At 65.5% G+C, this 20007-nt stretch carries 16 protein-coding genes; 1 reads left to right on the top strand and 15 read right to left on the bottom strand.

Annotation, left to right across the window (positions count from 1 at the left end; genetic code table 11):
• Positions 1 to 17: 17 nt before the first annotated feature.
• The 15 genes from FGD77_RS07865 to FGD77_RS07935 form a co-directional block, all read right to left on the bottom strand.
• A complete protein-coding gene (locus FGD77_RS07865) occupies positions 18 to 1025 on the bottom strand; it encodes an SDR family NAD(P)-dependent oxidoreductase (protein WP_255008259.1) in 1008 nt (335 codons plus the stop codon).
• A gap of 59 nt (positions 1026 to 1084) precedes the next feature.
• Positions 1085 to 2932, bottom strand: a complete 1848-nt coding sequence (locus FGD77_RS07870) for an acetyl-CoA hydrolase/transferase C-terminal domain-containing protein (RefSeq protein WP_255008261.1) — start codon at positions 2930 to 2932, stop codon at positions 1085 to 1087.
• Positions 2925 to 4994, bottom strand: a complete 2070-nt coding sequence (locus FGD77_RS07875) for a 3-hydroxyacyl-CoA dehydrogenase NAD-binding domain-containing protein (protein ID WP_255008263.1) — start codon at positions 4992 to 4994, stop codon at positions 2925 to 2927. Before FGD77_RS07875 ends, FGD77_RS07870 begins: the two co-directional genes overlap by 8 nt.
• A complete protein-coding gene (locus tag FGD77_RS07880; protein WP_255008265.1) occupies positions 4991 to 6289 on the bottom strand; it encodes an acetyl-CoA C-acetyltransferase in 1299 nt (432 codons plus the stop codon). The genes FGD77_RS07875 and FGD77_RS07880 overlap by 4 nt, the downstream gene beginning before the upstream one ends.
• The gene (locus FGD77_RS07885) at positions 6286 to 8565 is read right to left on the bottom strand and encodes an acyl-CoA dehydrogenase (RefSeq protein ID WP_255008268.1); all 2280 of its coding nucleotides are present in this window, start codon (positions 8563 to 8565) and stop codon (positions 6286 to 6288) included. Before FGD77_RS07885 ends, FGD77_RS07880 begins: the two co-directional genes overlap by 4 nt.
• A 231-nt stretch (positions 8566 to 8796) precedes the next feature.
• The gene (locus FGD77_RS07890) at positions 8797 to 9273 is read right to left on the bottom strand and encodes a hypothetical protein (RefSeq protein ID WP_255008270.1); all 477 of its coding nucleotides are present in this window, start codon (positions 9271 to 9273) and stop codon (positions 8797 to 8799) included.
• Between the two features lie 2 nt (positions 9274 to 9275).
• On the bottom strand, positions 9276 to 10097 hold the full coding sequence (locus FGD77_RS07895; RefSeq protein WP_255008272.1) for a DUF3100 domain-containing protein: 822 nt from the start codon (positions 10095 to 10097) through the stop codon (positions 9276 to 9278).
• 90 nt (positions 10098 to 10187) lie between these two features.
• Positions 10188 to 11711, bottom strand: coding sequence for an aldehyde dehydrogenase family protein (locus tag FGD77_RS07900; protein WP_255008274.1), 1524 nt, complete (start codon positions 11709 to 11711; stop codon positions 10188 to 10190).
• Positions 11708 to 12616 (bottom strand): NAD(P)-dependent oxidoreductase, encoded by a 909-nt coding sequence (locus tag FGD77_RS07905; RefSeq protein ID WP_255008276.1) that lies wholly within the window; start codon positions 12614 to 12616, stop codon positions 11708 to 11710. Before FGD77_RS07905 ends, FGD77_RS07900 begins: the two co-directional genes overlap by 4 nt.
• A gap of 111 nt (positions 12617 to 12727) precedes the next feature.
• On the bottom strand, positions 12728 to 13636 hold the full coding sequence (locus tag FGD77_RS07910) for a LysR family transcriptional regulator (protein ID WP_255008279.1): 909 nt from the start codon (positions 13634 to 13636) through the stop codon (positions 12728 to 12730).
• A complete protein-coding gene (locus tag FGD77_RS07915; RefSeq protein WP_255008281.1) occupies positions 13636 to 14778 on the bottom strand; it encodes a M20 aminoacylase family protein in 1143 nt (380 codons plus the stop codon). The genes FGD77_RS07910 and FGD77_RS07915 overlap by 1 nt, the downstream gene beginning before the upstream one ends.
• 15 nt (positions 14779 to 14793) lie before the next feature.
• Positions 14794 to 15678 carry a VOC family protein gene (locus FGD77_RS07920; protein ID WP_255008284.1) on the bottom strand — a complete coding sequence of 295 codons (885 nt, stop codon included), beginning with the start codon at positions 15676 to 15678 and terminating at the stop codon, positions 14794 to 14796.
• Between the two features lie 240 nt (positions 15679 to 15918).
• Complete coding sequence (locus FGD77_RS07925; protein ID WP_255008286.1) at positions 15919 to 16524, bottom strand: amino acid synthesis family protein; 606 nt, start codon at positions 16522 to 16524, stop codon at positions 15919 to 15921.
• A gap of 15 nt (positions 16525 to 16539) precedes the next feature.
• Positions 16540 to 17463 carry a flavin reductase family protein gene (locus tag FGD77_RS07930; RefSeq protein WP_255008289.1) on the bottom strand — a complete coding sequence of 308 codons (924 nt, stop codon included), beginning with the start codon at positions 17461 to 17463 and terminating at the stop codon, positions 16540 to 16542.
• Positions 17460 to 18212 carry an alpha/beta fold hydrolase gene (locus tag FGD77_RS07935; RefSeq protein WP_369682761.1) on the bottom strand — a complete coding sequence of 251 codons (753 nt, stop codon included), beginning with the start codon at positions 18210 to 18212 and terminating at the stop codon, positions 17460 to 17462. The genes FGD77_RS07930 and FGD77_RS07935 overlap by 4 nt, the downstream gene beginning before the upstream one ends.
• 289 nt (positions 18213 to 18501) lie before the next feature.
• On the opposite strand from FGD77_RS07935, the gene FGD77_RS07940 reads away from it, so the two are divergent.
• Positions 18502 to 19986: an aldehyde dehydrogenase gene (locus FGD77_RS07940; RefSeq protein WP_255008291.1), complete on the top strand. Its 1485-nt coding sequence runs from the start codon at positions 18502 to 18504 to the stop codon at positions 19984 to 19986.
• Positions 19987 to 20007: the final 21 nt, after the last annotated feature.

Consider the following 20007-nt stretch of genomic DNA (forward strand, 5'->3'; position numbering starts at 1 on the left):
GAAGGTGATCCGGCACATCAGACGCCGTAATAGTCCCGATACCAGTCGACGAAGCGCTGCACGCCGACCTGCACGGGCGTGCGCGGCAGCGGCCCGGTCAGCGCCTCCAACAGGCGGGCGTCGGCCCAGGTGGCAGGCACGTCGCCCGGCTGCATATCCATGAAGTGTTTTTCGGCTTTGCGCCCGGTCGCGGCCTCGATAGCGGCGACAAATTCCATCAACGGAACGGACATGCCGTTGCCGATATTCACCACACGCCATGGTGCGACGGGGGACAGGCTGTCATGGGCCACGGCCTGCGCGGGCGCGCGCGTCGGCGCGGCGTCGATCAGGCGGGTGATGCCGATAATCAGATCGTCGATATAGGTGAAATCGCGGCGCATGTCGCCGTGGTTGTAGATGTCGATGGGTGTGCCGCTCAGAATGGCCTTGGTAAATTTGAACAGCGCCATATCGGGGCGCCCCCACGGCCCATAGACGGTGAAAAAGCGGAACATCGTCGTCGGCACGTCGTAGAGATGCGCATAGGAATGGGCCATCGCCTCGGTCGCCTTCTTGGTCGCGGCATAGAACGACATCTGATGATCGGCCTTGTGCGTCTCGGCGTAGGGCATTTCCGTATTGGCGCCGAACACCGACGAGGTCGAGGCGATCAACAAATGCGCAGGCGGGGTGTTGCGCGCGGCCTCCAGCACGTCGAACGTGCCGATCAGGTTGGCCTCGACATAGCTGCGCGGCGCGTCGATCGAGTGGCGCACACCGGCCTGCGCGGCCAGGTGGATGATCGCGTCAAACTGTTCCTTGGCGACCAACGCGCTCATCAGGCCCGGCTCCTCCACGCGGGCCTCGATGGCGGTGAAATGCGGCGATTGCGCCAGCATCGCATGGCGGCGCTGTTTCAGGGTGACGTCATAGTAATCCGTCATCGCGTCCAGCCCGACCACCTGCCAGCCGTCTGCCAGCAGCCGCTGCGCCAGATGGTAGCCGATAAAGCCTGCCGATCCCGTCACCAATGCCTTGCGCATACTGCCCATCCCTGCTGTTTGCCGCGTCGCACTGTCCTGTCCTGCCAAGGACCCTGAGGTCAAGCGCGATGTGCCGCCGAGCGCCGCAATGCGCCGCGCAGGGCGCGTGCCGCCAGCGGTTCCAGCAAGTGCGGATCGGTGGCAAAGCCCATACGCGCCATCGCCTGCGTCTCCTGCGGGTGAGGCTGCGCGAGAATCGAGGCGATCAGCAGGCGGGCCATCTGCCCCTTGCTGACGGCCGCTGTTTTCAGCCGGTCCAGCGCGGGCAGAAGGGCGCGTTCGGTATGGTCGAAATCGGTTCCCAGCGGAAAATCAGGCAAAATGTTACCGCGCCAAGGCGCCAGCCATGCGGCCACGCGGTCTGGCGTATTATGGCGATGCGCGTGGGGCAGCCGCCAGTCGCGGTTCAGCTTGCCCGCCTTTTGCGCTTCGGCAATCAGTTGATTTTGGAACCTGCTGTCGGCGATGGCGATCATGCGTTTGATCACCTCTTCATCGGTCTGGCCGCGCAGATCGGCGGTGCCGTATTCGGTCACGACGATATCGCGCATGTGGCGCGGCACGGTCACGACCGGCGTTGTCCATGCGATGTTCGACGTTACCTTGCCCGCGGCGCTGCGCGTTGCCGACAGGGTGACGATGGCGCGCGCGCCCTCCAGCGCAAAGGCCTGCTGAAAGAAATCGAACTGCCCGCCGACGCCGCTGACCACCTGTCCGGGCCTGGCGGAATCCGACATGATGTCGCCCAGCACGCTGGCCTGCATCGCCCCGTTGACGAACCGGGCATGCACGCGCGCGGCCCGCTTGGCTGCCTCATCGCCGTAGAGCGCGTTGGTATAGCTGACCGGCATCATCGCGATCTTCGCGCGCTGCGCCGGTGGCATGTCACGCAGGCGCTGATACATATCCCGCGTTTCGACGAAAAAACCGGCGTGGATGACGGCGCCCTCCACCTCGCGGCGCAGGATGCCCGCCTCGAACAGGGCGATCAGCCCGCCGACCAGCATTTCGGTGACCGCATACAGCCCGACCTTGAATGGGCCGACTTCGTTGCCGTCCAGCGAAAAGGGCGATGCGTGCCAAACCTCGTCCAGTTTGCCCGCCTCGCGCAGCAGAAGCGCGTTCGCCACCGCATCGCCTATCGCCCCGATCCCGATTTGAAGCGTCCCGCCATCCCGGATCAACCGCGAGACATGCAACCCGATGGCGTGCTGCACCTCCGATACGGGCCGACGCACGGCGGAAAAGAGGCCGTAGGGCGCTTTGGGCCGCAGCTTCATCGCCAGTTCGTCCATCTCCATCTCCAGCACCGCCGCGCCCAGCATGAACGGCATCTCGTCCGACACCTCGCCCACGGCGATGAAATCCATCCGGCCCGCTGTGCGAAAGGCGAACAGATCAGCGGAAATGTCCGTATTGCATGCCATGCTCAGCCGACCGCCCTCTTCGGCGAACAGCTGCGCCACCACGTTGGGGCGCTGCGCGATCAGCACGTCACGCGCATGGGTGTAGTTGGCCGAGATATAGCGGCGCTGCGCATAGTCATTGCCCAGCCAGTCACCGGCTTGAAAGAAGAACTCCGACACGGTGATGTTACCGGGCAGCGTGCCATCCCGGATCAGCTCCGCATAATGCAGGCCGGGATAGGCGCCGAACAGACGGTCCAGCGCAGGCTCCAGAAACCGCCGCTGCATGTCACCCTCAGGACGCGGACGGCTGAGCGTGAGGGCGGTGAAGATCGACAGACGCAGCGACGGGTCCGCCGCCGCGGCGCGGGTCAGCGCGTTGACGATGCTGATCGGCTTGCCCAGCCCCAAGGGCAGCGCCAGCCGGACCTCGCCCCCGGTCGCCGCAAAGATGGCCTGCGCCATGTCATCGGCACAGGCGTAGACCTCGGGCCTAGCCAAGCGTCTGCCATCCCGGATCGGGCGCAAACCGCGGCCCGTGCGCCTGCTCAAGCTCTTTCAACCGGCGCACAACCTCATCGATACCGCGCGCGCGCGCATACTGCATCGGCCCGCCCCGGAACGGCGCCCAGCCGGTGGCGAAAATCATCGCCGCGTCGATATCGTCCTCGGCCGCGACCACGCCCCGGCGCAATACCTCGACGCAGGCGTCCAGCATCGGCAGGATCAGCCGGTCGGTCAGATCGTCGGGGCCATTTTCCTCGCTATGGGGGTGAGGGGTGCCGTCTGACCAGTCGTAGAACCCGCGACCCGCCTTTTTGCCCGTCTCGCCGGCGGCAACCTTGTCGCGCAGGGTCTGCGATATCGGCGCCATCGGTTTGTCCAGACCCTCAGCAAGGCTTTCGGCGACATGCAGGCCGATATCCAGCCCTACCTGATCGGCCAGCGTGACAGGCCCCATCGGCATGCCGAACCGCAATGCGGCGCTGTCGATCGCTTCCTTGGGCACGCCTTCGTCCATCAGCGCCATCGCCTCCATCAGGTAGGGCGTCAGCGCGCGGTTGACGAGGAAGCCGGGGTAGTCGTCCACATGCACCGGCAGTTTCCTGATCGCGCCGCAGAAGGCGGCGAGGCGACTGGCGGTGTTTTGGGACGTGTCCGGGCCTTTCACCACCTCGACAAGGTCGATTTTCGAGACCGGGTTGAAAAAGTGCAGCCCGGCGAATTGTGCCGCATCGGGTGCGTGCGTGCTCAGCTCGTCAACCGACAGGCTGGACGTGTTGCTGGCCAGTATCGCGCCCTCTTTCATGCGCGAACACAGCGCCTCAAAGATCTTCTGCTTGATCTCCACCGTCTCCGGACCGGCCTCGATGATCAGATCGGCGGCGGGGATGCCATACCCCTCGGGGTCGGGCATCAGCCGGTCCAGCGCGTCACGCTTTTCGATACTGCCGAGGTGTTTGGAGTCGCATATCTCGCCCGCCAGCTTGATCGCCCGCCCCAGAGCCTGAGCCGAGGTGTCGCCCAGCGTCACCCGCTTGCCCCGGATCGCGGCCATGGCCGCGATCTCGGCGCCCATGGCGCCTGCGCCGATGACATGGACATGGGCGATACCATCCTCGCCCTTGGCATTGCCGCGCAGCCGCTGGCGCAGGAAGAACGCGCGTTGCAGGTTCTTTGACGTGTCGGTCTGAAGCAGCTGGCCGAACGACGCGATTTCGGCCTTTTGCATCGCGGCTGGGTCGTCGCCATGCTCCTCCCACAGATCGATCAGGGCATGGGGGGCCGGATAATGCACCTTCGGCGCCTTCTTCTCGGTCTGGCTGCGCATCTGCCGCGCCGCATAGCTGCGCGCGGTGCCAAGCGAAAATGCCCGCGCCTTCAGCCCTTGTTCATGCTCCTCCAGATCGCCGTTCGCGGCGGCCTGCACGGCGGCGGCGACGTGGCGCTCCTCGACCACGGTATCCAGCAGGCCGAGTGCCTTGGCTTTTTTGGTATGCGCGGACTTGCCGGTCAGCATCAGGGTCATCGCCTCGACCGGGTCGATCAAAGCCACCGAGCGGAACGTACCGCCCAGCCCCGGATGCAGGCCCAGCTGCACCTCGGGAAAGGCAAAGGACGCGCCGCGCACCCCGATGCGCATGTCGCAGGCCAGTGCCAATTCGAACCCGCCACCCAACGCCGCGCCATGCACGACGCAGATCGTGGGGCAGGCCAGCGCAGCAAGCCGGTCAAGCACCGCGTGCCCCTCGCGCAGCAGGGTTTCGGGATCGCTGGCGACGTCCTTGAATTCAGAGATATCGGCGCCTGCGGCAAACCCGGACTCCTTGGCCGAGCGGATCACCAGCGCCTTGGGCAGGTCCGCCTCGGCGGCGGCCAGATGCTGGTTCAGTTCTTCCAGCACCTTGCGGGAAATGACGTTCGTGCCGCTGTCCTCGCAATCCATTGCCAGCCACAGGATGCCGACCGCGTCCCGCCCGATGCGCCAGTTGCCGACCCGGTCGCCCGCGCCGCCCATTTCGCGCAGTTCGGCGCCCAGAAAATCCATCACGACACCGCTCATTGCACAGCCTCCAACAGCATGGCGCCGCCCAGACCGCCGCCGATACACTCGGTTGCGATGCCGCGCTTTGCCCCGCGTTTCTTCATGGCGTTCGCCAGATGCAGCACGATCCGGTTGCCGCTGGTGCCCACCGGATGGCCCAGCGCAATCGCGCCGCCGTCGACGTTCAGACGGTCCCGGTCGATCCGGCCAAAGGCGGCATCATATCCCAGAACCTCGCTGCAAAACGCATCGTCGTTCCACGCGGCCAAACATGCCAGAACCTGCGCCGCGAACGCCTCGTTCAGTTCCCACAGATCGATGTCATCCACGCCAAACCCGTGCCGCTGCGCGATGGGGGTTGCGGCCATGACCGGGCCAAGCCCCATGACGGCGGGATCAAGCCCGGCCCACTCGCTGTCGGTGATCTCGGCCAATGGCTCCAGCCCGTGCAGGTCCACGGCCTTTTGCGAGGCGACGATGACCCAGCTGGCGCCATCGGTGATCTGGCTGGAATTGCCTGCCGTGACCTTGCCGTAAGGTTTCTCGAACACCGGCTTGGGTTTGGCCAGCCCCTCCATATCGCTATCGGGGCGCACCCCGTCGTCATGGTCGTAAACAGTCCCGTCGGGGCCGAAGGCAGGCGTCACCTCGCCGTCCAGCGTGCCGTCCTTCTGCGCCTGCGTCAGACGGTGATGGCTTTGCATTGCGTAGGCATCCGCCGTCTGCCGGTCGATGCCAAAGCGGTGCGCCAGTATTTCGGCGGTCTGGCCCATGCCCAGATGGGTGATCGGGTCTGTCAGGCCGCGCTCCAGCCCGATGACCGGCTTGAAGAACTCGGGCCTGAGGCCCGCCATCGCGCGCACCTTGTCCACCGGGCTGCGCGCGGCGCTGAATTCACCCAGCCATTCGGCAGCCGACTGGCGCAGCGTCAGCGGCGCGTGGCTGAGGGATTCGGCCCCGCCGGCAAGGATCATGTCATGACTGCCCGACCGGATATAGCGATAGGCGGTGTCGATGCTCTGCATGCCGGACCCGCAGTTGATCTGCGTGGTAAAGGCCACCGTCCGCTCGCTCAGGCCCAGACGCAGGGCGGCGACGCGGGCGGGGTTCATTTCGTCCGCGATGACATTGACGCAGCCGAGGATGACCAGATCGAACGCGTTCCGCTCGAATGGCTGGCGCGCCAGCAGGGGGCGCCCGCATTGCACCGCCAGATCGACGGGGGTGAAGGGGCCGGGCGCGCCGCGCGCCTTCAGAAACGGTGTGCGCGCGCCATCGACGAGATAGACACGCTGGCCATGGGGTTGCGTCACTGCGCGGCCTCCTTCGGGTTGAATTCGCCGCGCCCGCCATCATAGCGGTTCTGCGCGTTCTGGCTGTAATCGTTGAAATAGCGGGGCAGTTCGTCCGGTGTGAAATCATCCACCGCGATCACGCGCGCGACCAGATCGTTCATGGCGGTGATCTGCTGCATTTCCGCGTCGCTGACGATACCGGCCTCCAGCCCCTGCTGCGGGGACTTGCGCGCGTCGCGCAGGCGCTTCATCACCGGGGCCATGGCGTTGACCTGTGCGTAGCAGTCATTCAACAGCGACACGCCCGGATGCAGGCAGCCGCCACCGACGCCGCCGGTAATGCGGTCACGGGTGGGCGAGGGGGCATAGATCAGATCGCTGCAGGCCTCGACCAGCCTGTCGCTCGGTCCTTTTTCGCGGCGGCCCGGCCAGGTGACACCGCGCAGCAGCCACGCGGCCCAGCGGGCGGGCAGGTTGACGATGACATCGTCCAGTGCGCTTTGGATGCGCTGAAATCCGGCCTCGGCGGCGTAGGTCAACACTGGCAGATCGGCCTGCTGCCGCCCCTCGTCGTCCCAGCGTTTCAGCGCGGCGGAAATGATATACATCTCTGACAGGATATCGCCCATGCGGGAGGAGATCATCTCCTTGCGCTTCAGCGCGCCGCCCAGCGTCAGAAAACAAATATCGGCGGTCAGCGCATAGGCCGCCGACCAGCGCCCCAGTCGGCGATAGATATGCGTGGCGCCCGCCGCATCGGGCGCGGGGGCGAAACGTCCCCCGGTCAGCGCCCGGCCCCACGCCCGAAACAGCGTGCGGGTGGTATGCCCGATATGCGCCCAGATGGATTTATCGAACGCCTCCAGCGATTTTTGGGGGTCCGGCTCCTGCAAGGCCATCATGTTGTCCAGCATATGGGGATGCGCCCGGATCGATCCCTGACCAAAGATGATCAGGCTGCGCGTCACGATATTGGCGCCCTCTACCGTGATGCCGATGGGCACCGCGCGGTAGAACGCCAGAAGATAGTTCGATGGTCCGTCGATCACCGCCTTGCCCGAATGCACATCCATCGCGTCATTCAGCGCATCGCGCATGCGATAGGTGGCGTGCGCCTTCATGATGGCGGAAATCACCGACAGGGATTTGCCCGCGTCCAGCCCGGCGCAGGTCAGATGCCGCGCGGCGTCCATCGCATAGGCATCCGCCGCCAGTTTGCCCATGCAGATCTGCACGCCGCCGAATTTGCCGATCGGCAGGCGGAATTGCTCGCGGATGCGCGCGTAGGCGCCGGTGGTGTGTGCGCTGAACGCGATGGCGGCGCAGCCCATCGAGGGCAGCGAAATGCCGCGTCCGGCGGCAAGTGCGTTCATCAGCATCATCCAGCCGCGTCCGGCGTAATCGGGGCCGCCGATGATGTATTCCAGCGGGATGAAGACATCCTTGCCGGTGGTCGGCCCGTTCATGAACATGGTCGAGGACGGGATATGCCGCCGCCCGGTTTCGACGCCCTCCAGATCGGTCGGAACCAGCGCGCAGGTGATGCCTATCTCCTGCGTGTTGCCCATCAACCCATCGGGATCGCGCAGCTTGAACGCCAGCCCCAGCACGGTGCAGACCGGCGACAGGGTGATATACCGCTTGGCCCAGTTCAGACGGATGCCCAGCACCTCCTGCCCGTCCCATTTTCCCATGCAGACGACGCCATTATCCACCATCGCGCCTGCGTCTGACCCGGCTTCGGCGCTGGTCAGACCAAAGGCGGGCAACTCGCGGCCATCGGCAAGGCGGGGCAACCAGTAATCCTGCTGCGCCTTTGTGCCAAACCGGTGCAACAGCTCGCCCGGCCCCAGCGAGTTGGGGACCATCACGGTCACCGCCACCGCGACCGACCGGGTCGAGATGAAGCGTACCACTTCGCTATGGGCGAAGGCCGAAAATTCGAGGCCGCCGTGCGATTTGGGGATGATCATGCCGAAAAACCCGGCGTCGCGCAGGAATTTCCAGACATGGGGCGGCAGGTCGGCGGTTTCATGGTTGATCGTCCAGTCGTCGATCATCGCGCAGAGTTCATGGCACGGACCGTCAATAAAGGCCTGCTCTTCGTCCGTCAGGCGCGGCGCTTTTACGGCGTGCAGAAAGTCCCAGTTCGGGTTGCCGGAAAACAGCTCGGCCTCCCACCAGACGTCACCGGCATTCAGCGCCTCGCGTTCGGTATCCGACAGGGCGGGAAGGGCCTTCTTGGCCCAGCGGTGGATGGGGCGGGTGATGTAGGTCGCACGGAAGGAGGGCATAGAGATCTCCGAATTACCGAAGCCAACGCGCCAAGGGGCGATTGCGTTCCGGGCCGGGCGGCAGCAGCGCCGCCCATCGCCATCTTCGACCCTACCGGCCCGCAATGTCCAGTCTGCCGTCACGCGCACACGAAAAAGACCCCTGCTACCGCTGCCCCGATGTTCACCACGGCCCGGAACGAAAAAGGGGCGCGCCGTCGGCACGCCCCCAAAATCATGTATTGCAGCGCCTTACAGGAACAGATCCGCAATGAACGCCGATCCGATATAGGTGCCCGTCATCACCAGCACCGCGACGATGAAGATCTTCCATCCCGATGTCTTGGCGATGTCAATTTCCTGCTTGGCAATGGCGATGCCCGCATAGGCCAGGCACGGTGTTGCCAGCGTCAGGAAGTTGACGTTCTTGGCCTGCGCGATCACCCATTCGCTGCCCGGTGTCCAAGGCAGCGTCACCACAATGCCGATCAGCGAAATCCACGCGACCGACGGCAGCTTGACCGGGACCACTTCGGTCAGCACCAGACCGACCATCGAAATCACGTAGAGCACGATCAGTCCGACAAACCCGTCGGCGATGGGAATGTCCGTCGCCACCGTGTTGCCGACCAGACCGATGGCGCAGATGATGACCAGCACCAGCGCATGGGCCGATAGGCTCAGCTTGCGCTCTGCGATGAGGTCCAATTCAGTTTCGCTCGTGTTCATGGTCACTCTCCCGCCTTGATGGTTGCGTCCTTACGACCCAGAAGGTCGTAAAGTTTTTCTGTCAGCGGCAGGGCGACGAAGACGCCCAGATAGATGCCGGTTGCATAGGTCAGCACGTTGGACGCGCCGGCAAGCGCAAGGATCTGTTCCTTCATCTCCGGCACCGCACTGGCCAGCGCCCCGGTGCAGGCCGCCATCATCGAGCCTGACCCGATGCCGCAGGCCATCGCCAGCGCCTCGACAGAAAAGATGCCTGCCGTTGACAGGATCGACGCCAGGATGGCGAAGATGAACGTGCCGAACAGCGTGCCGATCACGTAGACCCCCATCACGCCGGTGCCCTCCTGGCTTTTCAGGCCGTATTTGTCGGCGATGATCGCGATGTTCGGCTCGCGCGCGACGGAAAAGCACGCCCCGATCGATTCGCGCCCCATCCGCAGCACCAGAACGGCAATCGGGAAGGCGATGACGATGGTGCCAAGGTTGCCCAGCTCCTGCAACAGCAGGGCAGGGCCGGCGTCGATGATCTGCTCCATCTGCGGCCCGATGATCGTGCCGAACTTGGCGATAAAGGGCATGATCGCGATAACGATCAAAGGCGACGCGGCGCTGACGTCACTGTCCTTGATCCAGACGCCTGCGCGCTTGATCACTTTGGGGTTGATGAGCATCCCCAGAATGAATGCATACAGCAGCGGCAGCAGCAGGATCGATCCGATGCCGATAGGCACGATGATCACGCCGATCAATTCGCTGATGACGGTGATGATCAGCACGCTGACATGCAGCCGCCAATCCAGCACTATCTCCATGGTTCGTTGCATTTCGTCCCTCCCTCTTTTTCGCGCCGTTCTGGCGCTTGTGTCGTCTTGTGTCAGTTGATCTTTTCCAACGCCGCTTGGCAACCTTGTGGATCAGCCCGGCGCATAGCCAAATCCGGTAACCGGGTTTTCTGCCGTCTCCACCCAGACCGATTTGGTCTGCGTGTAGGCCGCCAGCGCCTCGCGCCCGGAGGACCGGCCATAGCCCGACCGCCCGAAGCCGCCAAACGGCGACATGACGTTGATCGTCTTGTAGCTGTTGACCCAGAACGTCCCGGCGCGCACGCGTGCTGCCGTCCGGTGCGCGCGGCCGACATCCTGCGTCCAGACCGCCCCGGCCAGCCCGTAGGGCGTGTCGTTGGCCAGCGCGACGGCCTCTTCTTCCGTCTCGAAGGTCAGGACGGACAGGACCGGTCCGAACACCTCTTCGCGGGCGATGTCCATATCGGGCGTCACACCGGTCAGCACCGTGGGCGCGTAGAAATATCCGCCGCTGTCTGCCAATGCGTCGGGCTTGGCGCCCCCGGTGGCGAGGTGGGCACCGTTTGAGGCTGCAGCGCGTACCATCGCGTCGATCTTCTGCCATTGCGCGGCGTTGTTGACCGGGCCGATCTGCGTTGCGGGATCGGTGGGCAGGCCCACCGGGATACGCGCGCTGGCGGTTGTCAGTTTTTCGACCACCTCGTCATGGATTGACCGCTGCACCAACAGGCGCGAACCGGCGACGCAGCTTTGACCGCAACTGGCGAATATGGCGGCCTGCGCACCGATCACGGCGCGGTCGATATCGGCATCGGCAAAGACGATATTGGCCGATTTTCCGCCCAGTTCCAGCACCGCCCCCATGGGTTTTAACGCAGCGCGCGCGGCAATCGCGCTGCCCGCCTGCGCCGAGCCGACGAATACGGCCAGCCCTGTCGCCGGATGGTCGATCATTGCCTGCCCACTGCTCGGCCCGGCGCCTGCGATTACATTGACCAGACCGCGCGGCACGCCCGCCTTTTCGCACAGCACGCCGATGACGAGGCTGCTGAGCGGCGTCAGTTCGGATGGTTTCAGCACCACGCCATTGCCCGCGCAGATCGCCGGGGCGACCTGCCAGCAGCAGGTGAACAGCGGCGCGTTCCACGGGGTGATCTGCGCGACGACGCCGATGGGTTCGTGGCGGGTGTAGTTCAGATGCGTGCTGGGCACCGGGATCACGTCGCCGGTGATCTTGTCGCACCAGCCGGCGTAGTATTCGAACATCTCCGCCATGCGCCCCGGCTCGCCGCCGGTGTCGCGGATGGGGCGCCCGGTCGAGATGCATTCAAGCTCGGACAGGGGCGCGGCATGGGCGCGGATCTGGCGCCCGATCTCGAACATGATGCGCCCCCGCTCGGATGCGGTCTTGGCCCACCACTCACGCTGCGCCGCCTCGGCGGCATCCGCCGCCTGCGCCACCACATCGGCGCCCGCGTCGCGATAAGTGGCAAAGACGGTTCCGGTGGCCGGATCGGTCAGCGCCAGATCATCGCCCGTGCCGGGCAGGAAGGCGCCCGCGACGTAGCTTTGCACATCTGGCGTACCCAGCAACTGTTGCAGAAGGTCGCGCACGCGGTTGGAAATATCGCTCATTCTTTGTCTCCTTCAAAACGATCCGCCTTCGGATCGCCCATCAGCATGAAATCGTCACTGTCGCTCAGCCCCGAGCGTTCCTGGCTCCACAGGTCGGCCACCAGATCGGCCAGCGGCATGGCGCAGCCCGCCTTGGCCGCCATGTCGCGGGCCAGCCGCACATCCTTGCGCATCAGCCCGGTCGAGAACCCGCTGTCAAAGCTGCGCGGCAGCACCCAGTTGGGGTAGTGGATCTCGCTGATCGCGCTGCGCCCGGTGGCCGAATTGACCACCCGCAGCGCATCCTCGGTGCTGACGCCCGACGCCTCGGCCAGCTTCACGGCCTCCAGCGTTGTCACCATATGGCTGGCGACCAGCATGTTGTTGACCAGTTTGGCCACATTGCCTGCGCCGCTGGGGCCGACATGGATGATCTTCTGCCCCAGCGCCTCCAGCACGGGCATGGCGCGGGCGACATCGGCGTCATCGCCGCCCAGCATCATCGCCAACGTGCCAGCGGCAGCGCCTGCCGGTCCGCCGCTGACCGGGGCATCGACAAAGCCATGTCCGGCCGCGTCCAGCGCGGCGGCCAGATTACGGCTGATCTCGGCCTCGGAGGTCGACGTGTCGACCACGATGCGGGGCGCGGCGTCTGGTGCCAGATGCCCGGCACTGACGGCATCGGCGATCACCGCCTTGACATGGTGCGCGGCGGGCAGGGACAGCACGATGATATCGGCAGCGCCGAACACGTCTGCCGCGCTGGGCATCGGCGCGGCGCCGGCCTCGGCAGCGCGGGTCAGTGCGGCATCGGACAGATCAAAGGCCGCCACGGCGAACCCCTTGGCGGCCAAACTCTGCGCCATGCCAATACCCATGGCGCCAAGGCCGATGATCCCGGTGCGTATCTGCTGTGTTTCGGGCATCCTGCCCTCCCTGCTGGCGTGATTGCAATTTCGCCAGACTATCCAGAGCGCGGGCGCACACAAATAGAGCGTAAAGCAGGTACAGTGCGTTGCGCTGGGCGCAACACACCTTCAGTCGTGGAAGGCCACCATACGGTCGGCCAGAAACTCTGCCGCCAGTTCCACCGACTTTGGCAGACGGCGGCGCGCGCGTACCATCAGATGCGCGCTGACCTGTTGCAGCGATGCCTCCTCGACCGGAACGATGGCCAGTTCGCCGCGGTCTGCCTGTATCGATGCGGAAAAGCGCGGCAGGAATGTCACGCCCATCCCGGCGCAGACATAGCGGATCAGCAGCGTGATCGAGCTGGTCTCGATCTGCGGGTGCAGCGCCAGCCCCTGATCGCCCGCCGCGCGGCCCACCAGCGCACGGATCGCGTGGCGCCGGTCCAGCAGGCCGATGGGGTGCTGCAACAGCTCGGCCAGCCGCACCGACGCGCGCCCGGCCAGCGCAGATCCGGTGGGCACGATGGCGCACAGCGGCTGGCGCCCCACGGCGAGCGACCGGATCGCCTCGGACAGCGCCGGGTTGTAGGCGATGCCGATATCCGCCTCGCCCAGCGCGACACGATCCTGTAGCGCGTCCGTGCCGGCCTGATCGATGCGAAACCGCAGATCGGGATGCGTGGCGGCCAGCGCAGACAGGCCGTTCTGCATCAGATCGGCGGTGAACCCTTCGCCCACGGCGATGCGCACCTTCTGGCCCTCGCCCTTGCCGAAGCGGCCCAGCTGATCCAGCAAAAAGGCCTGCTCGTCCTGCTGGTGCAGGGCATGTTCGCGCAGCAGACGGCCCGCATCCGTCAGGTGTACGCCCTGCGCGCTGCGCTCCAGCAGGGGCACGGCCAGCCGCGCTTCGATATCGGTGATCTTGCGGCTGATCGCCGAGGGCGCCACGTTCAGCCGCGCCGACGCGCGCCGGATCGACCCCTCCTGCGCGACGCAGAGGAATTCGCGCAGGAACCGCGGGTCAAGGGCGTCCATCAGCCGCGCGTCGCGCGCCGGGCCAGCCGCACCCAGAATTCGGCGCCGGTGGGCAGGATCGCATCGTTGAAATCATAGCTGGTCGCATGCAGGCCCGGGTTGGCGCCCTCGCGCGCGCCGCCCAGCCACAGATAGGCGCCGGGCACCTTTTCCAGCATGAAGGCGAAATCCTCGGACGCCATGCTGGGATCTGCGGTGGTGGTCTCCAGTCCCATGGCCTCGCCGATGTCGCGCGCAATGGCGGCCTCGGCGGGAGTGTTGATCGTGGCGGGATAGCGGCGCTGATAGTCGATCCGCGCGGTGCAGCCCTGCGCGGCGGCGATGCCGTGCGCCACTTCGCTCAATCGCCGCTCCAGCGTATCGCCTGCGTCTGCGTCGAACCAGCGGGCCGTGCCTGCCAGCGCGGCAGTATCGGGACAAATGTTGTAGGCCGATCCCGAATGGATCTGGGTGATCGACAGGACACCGGGCGTCAGTGGCGACAGGCTGCGCGCCGGGATTTCCTGCGCGGCGGCGGCGATGCGGGCGGCGGCGGCGATGACCCCGTCGCTCTGCTCGGGCATGGCGCCGTGACCACCCTTGCCGGTGATGGTGATGTCAAAGACCGCGAAGGCCGCCATCATGGCATCATCCCGCGCCACCATCCGGCCCGGCGCCAGCCCCGGCCAGTTGTGGATGCCATAGACTGAATCGCAGGGGAACAGGTCAAGCAGCCCGTCCTCGATCATCACGCGCGCGCCGGCTTCGGATTCTTCGGCCGGCTGAAAGATCAGGTGAACGGTGCCGCCGGTCACGCCTTCGGCGGCGATCCGGCGCGCGGCCAGCAGCAGCATGGCGGTGTGCCCGTCATGGCCGCAGGCATGCATCATGCCGGGGATGGTCGACGCATGCGCCAGCCCCGTCACCTCGTGAATCGGCAGCGCGTCGATATCGGCGCGCAGGCCGATGCGCGGGCCGTTGCCACCCCCCAACGTGGCGACAACGCCGGTGGTCGCCAGACCGCGATGCACCTGCCAGCCCCAGCCATCCAGCAGCCGTGCAATCATGTCGGATGTACGGGTTTCCTGATACGCGATCTCGGGGTGGCGGTGCAGGTCGTGGCGCCATGCCACCGCCTCGTCGATATGGGAGCTGTCGAACATGGAGTTGCCTTTCTCTTAGTGCGCTCGGCAAAAGGTCAGGAGGATCCCGCCCAGCCGATCGACTTCTGTCAAAACGAGTGTATCGCCAATCTGGTGATGGGTGAAATCCCCTGTCGCAAGATAGGATTTCAGCAACGCCATATCGCGCGTCTTGATGTCCAGCGACACGACCGACGGCGCACCATCCGGCGCCAGCCCCTCGGGCACGGGGCCGAACAACGCAGCAGCGCCCGCGCGATCCGTCACGCGCCACAGCCCACTGCCCGTATCGACGGCAAAGCCCCGATCGGTGTCATATACCGCGTCCGCGCCATGCAGCACCGCCAGCCAGTCGCGCACGCCGGGCTGATCGCGCCTTGCGGCAAGAATGGTGGCCGAGGCAAATCCCATCGCGCCGTTCGGGTGGTCCATCCATTCGGGAAATTCGATCAGATCGCGGCGGTGTTGCTGGCAGGCGAGTATCCCCAACCGCTCCAGCCCCGGCCGTGTGAAGATCTGCAATGTCGTCGCCGTGCGATCCGGCGTGCCATCGGCGCGCACCACGTCGCGGCCGAAGTCGATACGGCCCTCGCAATGAGCCCCGCGCGCGATCAGCGCAGCGGCATCGCGATCCGTGTCCTCGCTGCACAGCGCGGTTAACGGCACGCCCTCGCGCTGGGCCAGATGCGTCTGAACATGACGGCCAAAGCGGAAATTTCCGGCCGGGTAACCGTCCAGCAGGGAGGCATCGCCGATGCCGACCAGTTCCAGCAACTGACGCCGGAAAATCACCAGCGCGGTCGAGGTGCCCCACGGGTGCATTCCGGGTGGTTTCATCGCGAAACCCAGCGATTGATAGGTGGCGCGCGCAGCGTCCAGATCGCGCACGCAGACCAGCGGATGATCAAGCCCCAGTGTCATTACCGCCCCTCCGGTGCAGGGCGCAGGAAGGCTAGCAGTTCGGCAGAAAGCGCCGCGCGAAGGTGGCGTGGAAAGGGCGAGGCGGTCATGCAGCGTATCCTCGTGGCGGGAGGTCCGGCGTCCCTGCGCGACTTCAACGAAGCGTTCAACCGCTTGGCCGCCGGTGACACGATCCACCATATCACGAAGTCGACCAGAGCAAAATTTGGCCCGGCCCCAGATGGCGCCGGGCAGGCCGGATCAATCGACCCCGGCGGGGTTTTCCACATCGCGCCCCATGGCGGCCAGATCAGCATAGCGATCCCCGATCCGGTGATGCGGCCGCCCGCCCATCGCCGCGCCCAAGGCGACGACCAGCTCGTCCACCGCCGGGGCGTCGGGGATCGAGAATTGCACCGTCAGGTAATGGGACCGCCGCCCGGTGTCATGCTTGTCCATCAGCGGGATCTGGATCTGCGTGTTCGCCGGGCCGCGCGTGTTGGTGAAGCCCAGATAGCTTTTGGCGCCCACGGCCTCGCGGTAGAAATTGCCGAATTGCAGGGTGTGGATCAGCGCCGAGGCATGCTCCAGCTCGCAATTCGTGCCGGCAAGGCACGCCTTGCCATAGGCCTCGATCGCATCCCCGGACCCGGCCAACGCGATCAGGCGGTCCGTCAGCATCCGGCCCAGCGGCGGTGCCATGCGGCGGATTTCGGGGGCCAGATCCTCGACATAGCCTTGGCCGGCCCATGGGTTCGCCACCACGGCGGCGACGCCGATCATGCGCAGCGGCGGATCGGCGGGGCGCTGCCCCTCGCGATGGATGGTTTCGTCGAATGTCACGACTTTGCGAAGCTCTGCAAGCATGGGGTTTTCCTGTCCTCAGTTGGTAAAAGCGGGCCCGGCGGCGATCCTGTGGACCGTCCCGGCAATCTGGTCGCCTTGGTAGATGCCAAAGCTGCCATGGCGGAATTCGTCGCGATAGCGCGTCAGCATGCTGCGCTCGGTCGGCGATGTGACGGCGTCCCATGCAATGTCGTCCAGCGCATGAAACCGCATGCCGGCGGGCGGCGCGCCCGATACGCTGCCGTGATAGTAGATCGATTGCCGCCCGGTCTGGTTATCGTGAAACACGGCGTAAAGATGCCCCAGCGCGGGGGTCAGTCCCGCGCGCGTCAACCCTGCGATCAGGTCGCTCAGGCTGTCGGCCTTGGGGATGCTGAGCGCGCCGTCCGGCGCCGTATTCAGCAGCACCTTGCCGTCCTGGGCCATGACAGCGCCGATGGCGACATTGCCCGCCTCGGCAGCGGCCCGCACCAGCGTATCCTCAAGCCCGATTGAAAAATAGCCGCCGCGAAAATAGCCCAAAGGCTGCCTTTGCGCCGCCTCGAACGATATCACGCGCCCGATCAGCACCAGATGATCGCCCGCATCGACCAAGTTATGCCGCGCGCAGGCAAAGCTGGACAGCACACCGTCCAGCAGCGGCACGTCCTGCGGGCCGGCATGCCATGCGGATTGGTCAAACTTGTCCGCCGCGCGCGAGGCAAACAGGCCCGACACCGCCTTTTGATCCTCGGCCAGGATGTTCACGGCAAAATGGTCTGCTGCGGCAAAGATATCGCAGCTAAGCGCCGTTTTCGCGATGCAGACCAGCAACAGGGGCGGGTCCAGCGATACCGACGCAAAGGAATTGGCCGTAAAACCGCGCGGCGTGCCATCGGCCTGCCGGGTGGTGACGACTGTCACGCCGGTGGCAAAGCTGCCGAACGCGTCGCGCAGGGCGCGCTTGTCCTCGTCTGTCATGTCTGGTCCCCCGGGTTCGGCTGTGTCACGCGGTCCAGAAACCGGCGCAGCGGGATGTTCACCGCGCCCGGATCCTCGGCCAGCGCCATGTGGCGCAGATTTTGCAGAATGTGCAGCTCGGCCCCGTCAATCTCGGACGCGATGGCGCGGGCCATTTGCGGGCCGTTGCCGAAATCCTCGTCCCCGGTAAGGACAAACGCGGGGCAGGCGATGGGTGGATCGGGCTGGACGATGTCGTCAATCCCAGTCGCAAAAACGCTATAGATCGTGTGATAGACGCTGATGTCATTGGCCATGACCCAGCCGCGCACCAGATCCATCACCGCTGGATGATCCGCTCGAAAGCTATCCGTGAACCAGCGCTCCAGCGCGTCCTCGACCGTGGCGGCGGGGCCGTTGGTGCGCGCCTGCGCGACACGCTGCAGAATGGCGGCCTGCGCGTCCGGCGCGCGCCTGTGCGGCGAATTCAGGATACCCAGCGCAGCGATCCGGCCCGGCATGGTCTGTGCTGCGTGCCGCGCGATCATCCCGCCCAGCGAAAAACCGACCAAGGCCCCGCTGCGCAGACCGGCGTGATCCATCACCCCCTGTATTTGCGCTGAAAACAGCGCCAGCGATGGCGGGCCGGGCGGCACCGGCGACTGGCCGTGCCCGTAAAGGTCATAGGCCAGCACGCGGTAGCGATCCGTCAGTGCGGGCTGCGTCCACTGCCAGCAGGCCCGGTTCAGCCCCAGCCCGTGGATCAGGATAACCGCTGGCGCATCAGACGGCCCGGCCTGTTCATAGGCGGTGCCGTCAGTGGCGAAAAACCGTCATTCAGCGCCCCTCGTCGGCGGCGATGATTGCGTCCTGATGTCATCTGCCATCTTCAATGCCTTCTGATCCCCGGACACCTGCGGCGTCCTCTTGCGGTTACCTTAAACGTGGATCGCGGTGCCATTCTGCGTATTTTTCGACATTGGATGGCGAAAAAACACGGTCGCGGCGGGCGGAACGGTAAATAGTGGTCACCGCACTACAGGATATGAGGCGACGGCAATGACAGATGTTCAGACCTACCAAATGCTGATTGACGGTGACTGGGTAGAGGCGTCGAATGGCGGCACTTTCGACAGCGTCAATCCGGCGACCGGCGCCGTCTGGGCACGCTTCGCCGAGGCGACCGAGGAAGACGTGGACCGCGCCGTGCGCGCCGCCCACCGCGCCGGGGTCGGGGGGGAATGGGCGCGCATGACCGCGTCCCAGCGGGGCAAATGCCTGCGCCGTCTGGGCGATCTGCTGGCGGATCAATCCGAGGCGCTGGGGTGCACGGAAACCATCGACACCGGCAAGATGCTGACCGAAACGCGCTGGCAGGCAAGCTATATCGCCGAGTTCCTGCACTTTTACGCCGGCTGCGCCGACAAGATCGCGGGCGACACCCTGCCCATCGACAAGCCCGACATGTTCGTCTTTACCCGGCGCGAGCCGCTGGGCGTGATCGCCGCCGTGGTGCCGTGGAACAGCCAGCTGTTCCTGACCGCGGTCAAGATCGGCCCGGCGCTGGCGGCCGGCAATACTGTGGTGCTGAAGACCTCCGAACACGCGCCGGCCGCCATTCTGGAATTTGGCAGGCTGTTCGCCGAGGCCGGGTTTCCCCCCGGCGTGGTCAACATTGTCACCGGCCATGGCGAACCGTGCGGCCGCGCGCTGACGGCGCATCCGCTGGTGGCGCGCATTTCCTTTACCGGCGGGCCGGGCGCGGCGCGCCATGTGCTGGAAAATTCCAAGTCGAATTTTGCCGAAGTGTCGCTGGAGCTGGGCGGCAAATCGCCCTTTATCGTGTTCGACGATGCCGATCTGGACAGCGCGGTGAATGCCTCCATCGCCGGTATCTTTGGCGCGACGGGTCAAAGCTGCGTGGCGGGATCGCGGTTGTATCTGCACGAAGATATCGCGGACGCGTTTCTGGCGCAGATGATCGCGCAGGCCCGCGCCATCCGCATCGGTGATCCGCTGGACGAGACGACGCAGATGGGCCCGCTGTGCACCCAGGGGCAGCTGAACCATATCGAGGCTGAAATCGCCCATGCCATCACCGAAGGGGGCACGGTCCTGACAGGTGGCGCCCGTCCCGAGGGGATGGACCGGGGCCTCTATTTCCAGCCCACAATCATCGACTGCCCCCGCCAGGACCTGCGTATCGTCGATACCGAGCTGTTCGGCCCGGTCCTGTGCATCCAGCGGTTCCGCACCGAGGACGAGGCCATCGCGCTGGCCAATGACACGCAGCATGGGCTGGCCGCCGGGATCTTTACCCGCAATGGCGCGCGGTCCCTGCGCGTTGCGAATGCCGTGCGCGCCGGGATCGTCTGGGTGAACACCTATCGCGCGATATCGCCCATCGCCGAATTCGGCGGGGTCAAGGGATCGGGCCACGGCCGCGAAAGCGGGTTTCAGGCGATGTACGATTACACCCGCCCCAAGACGGTGTGGATCAACACTTCGGACGAACCGATGGCCAACCCTTTTGTGATGCGCTGAACCAACCAGAACCAGGAGTCT

The sequence above is a fragment of the Roseovarius sp. M141 genome (assembly GCF_024355225.1).
Lineage (GTDB): Bacteria > Pseudomonadota > Alphaproteobacteria > Rhodobacterales > Rhodobacteraceae > Roseovarius.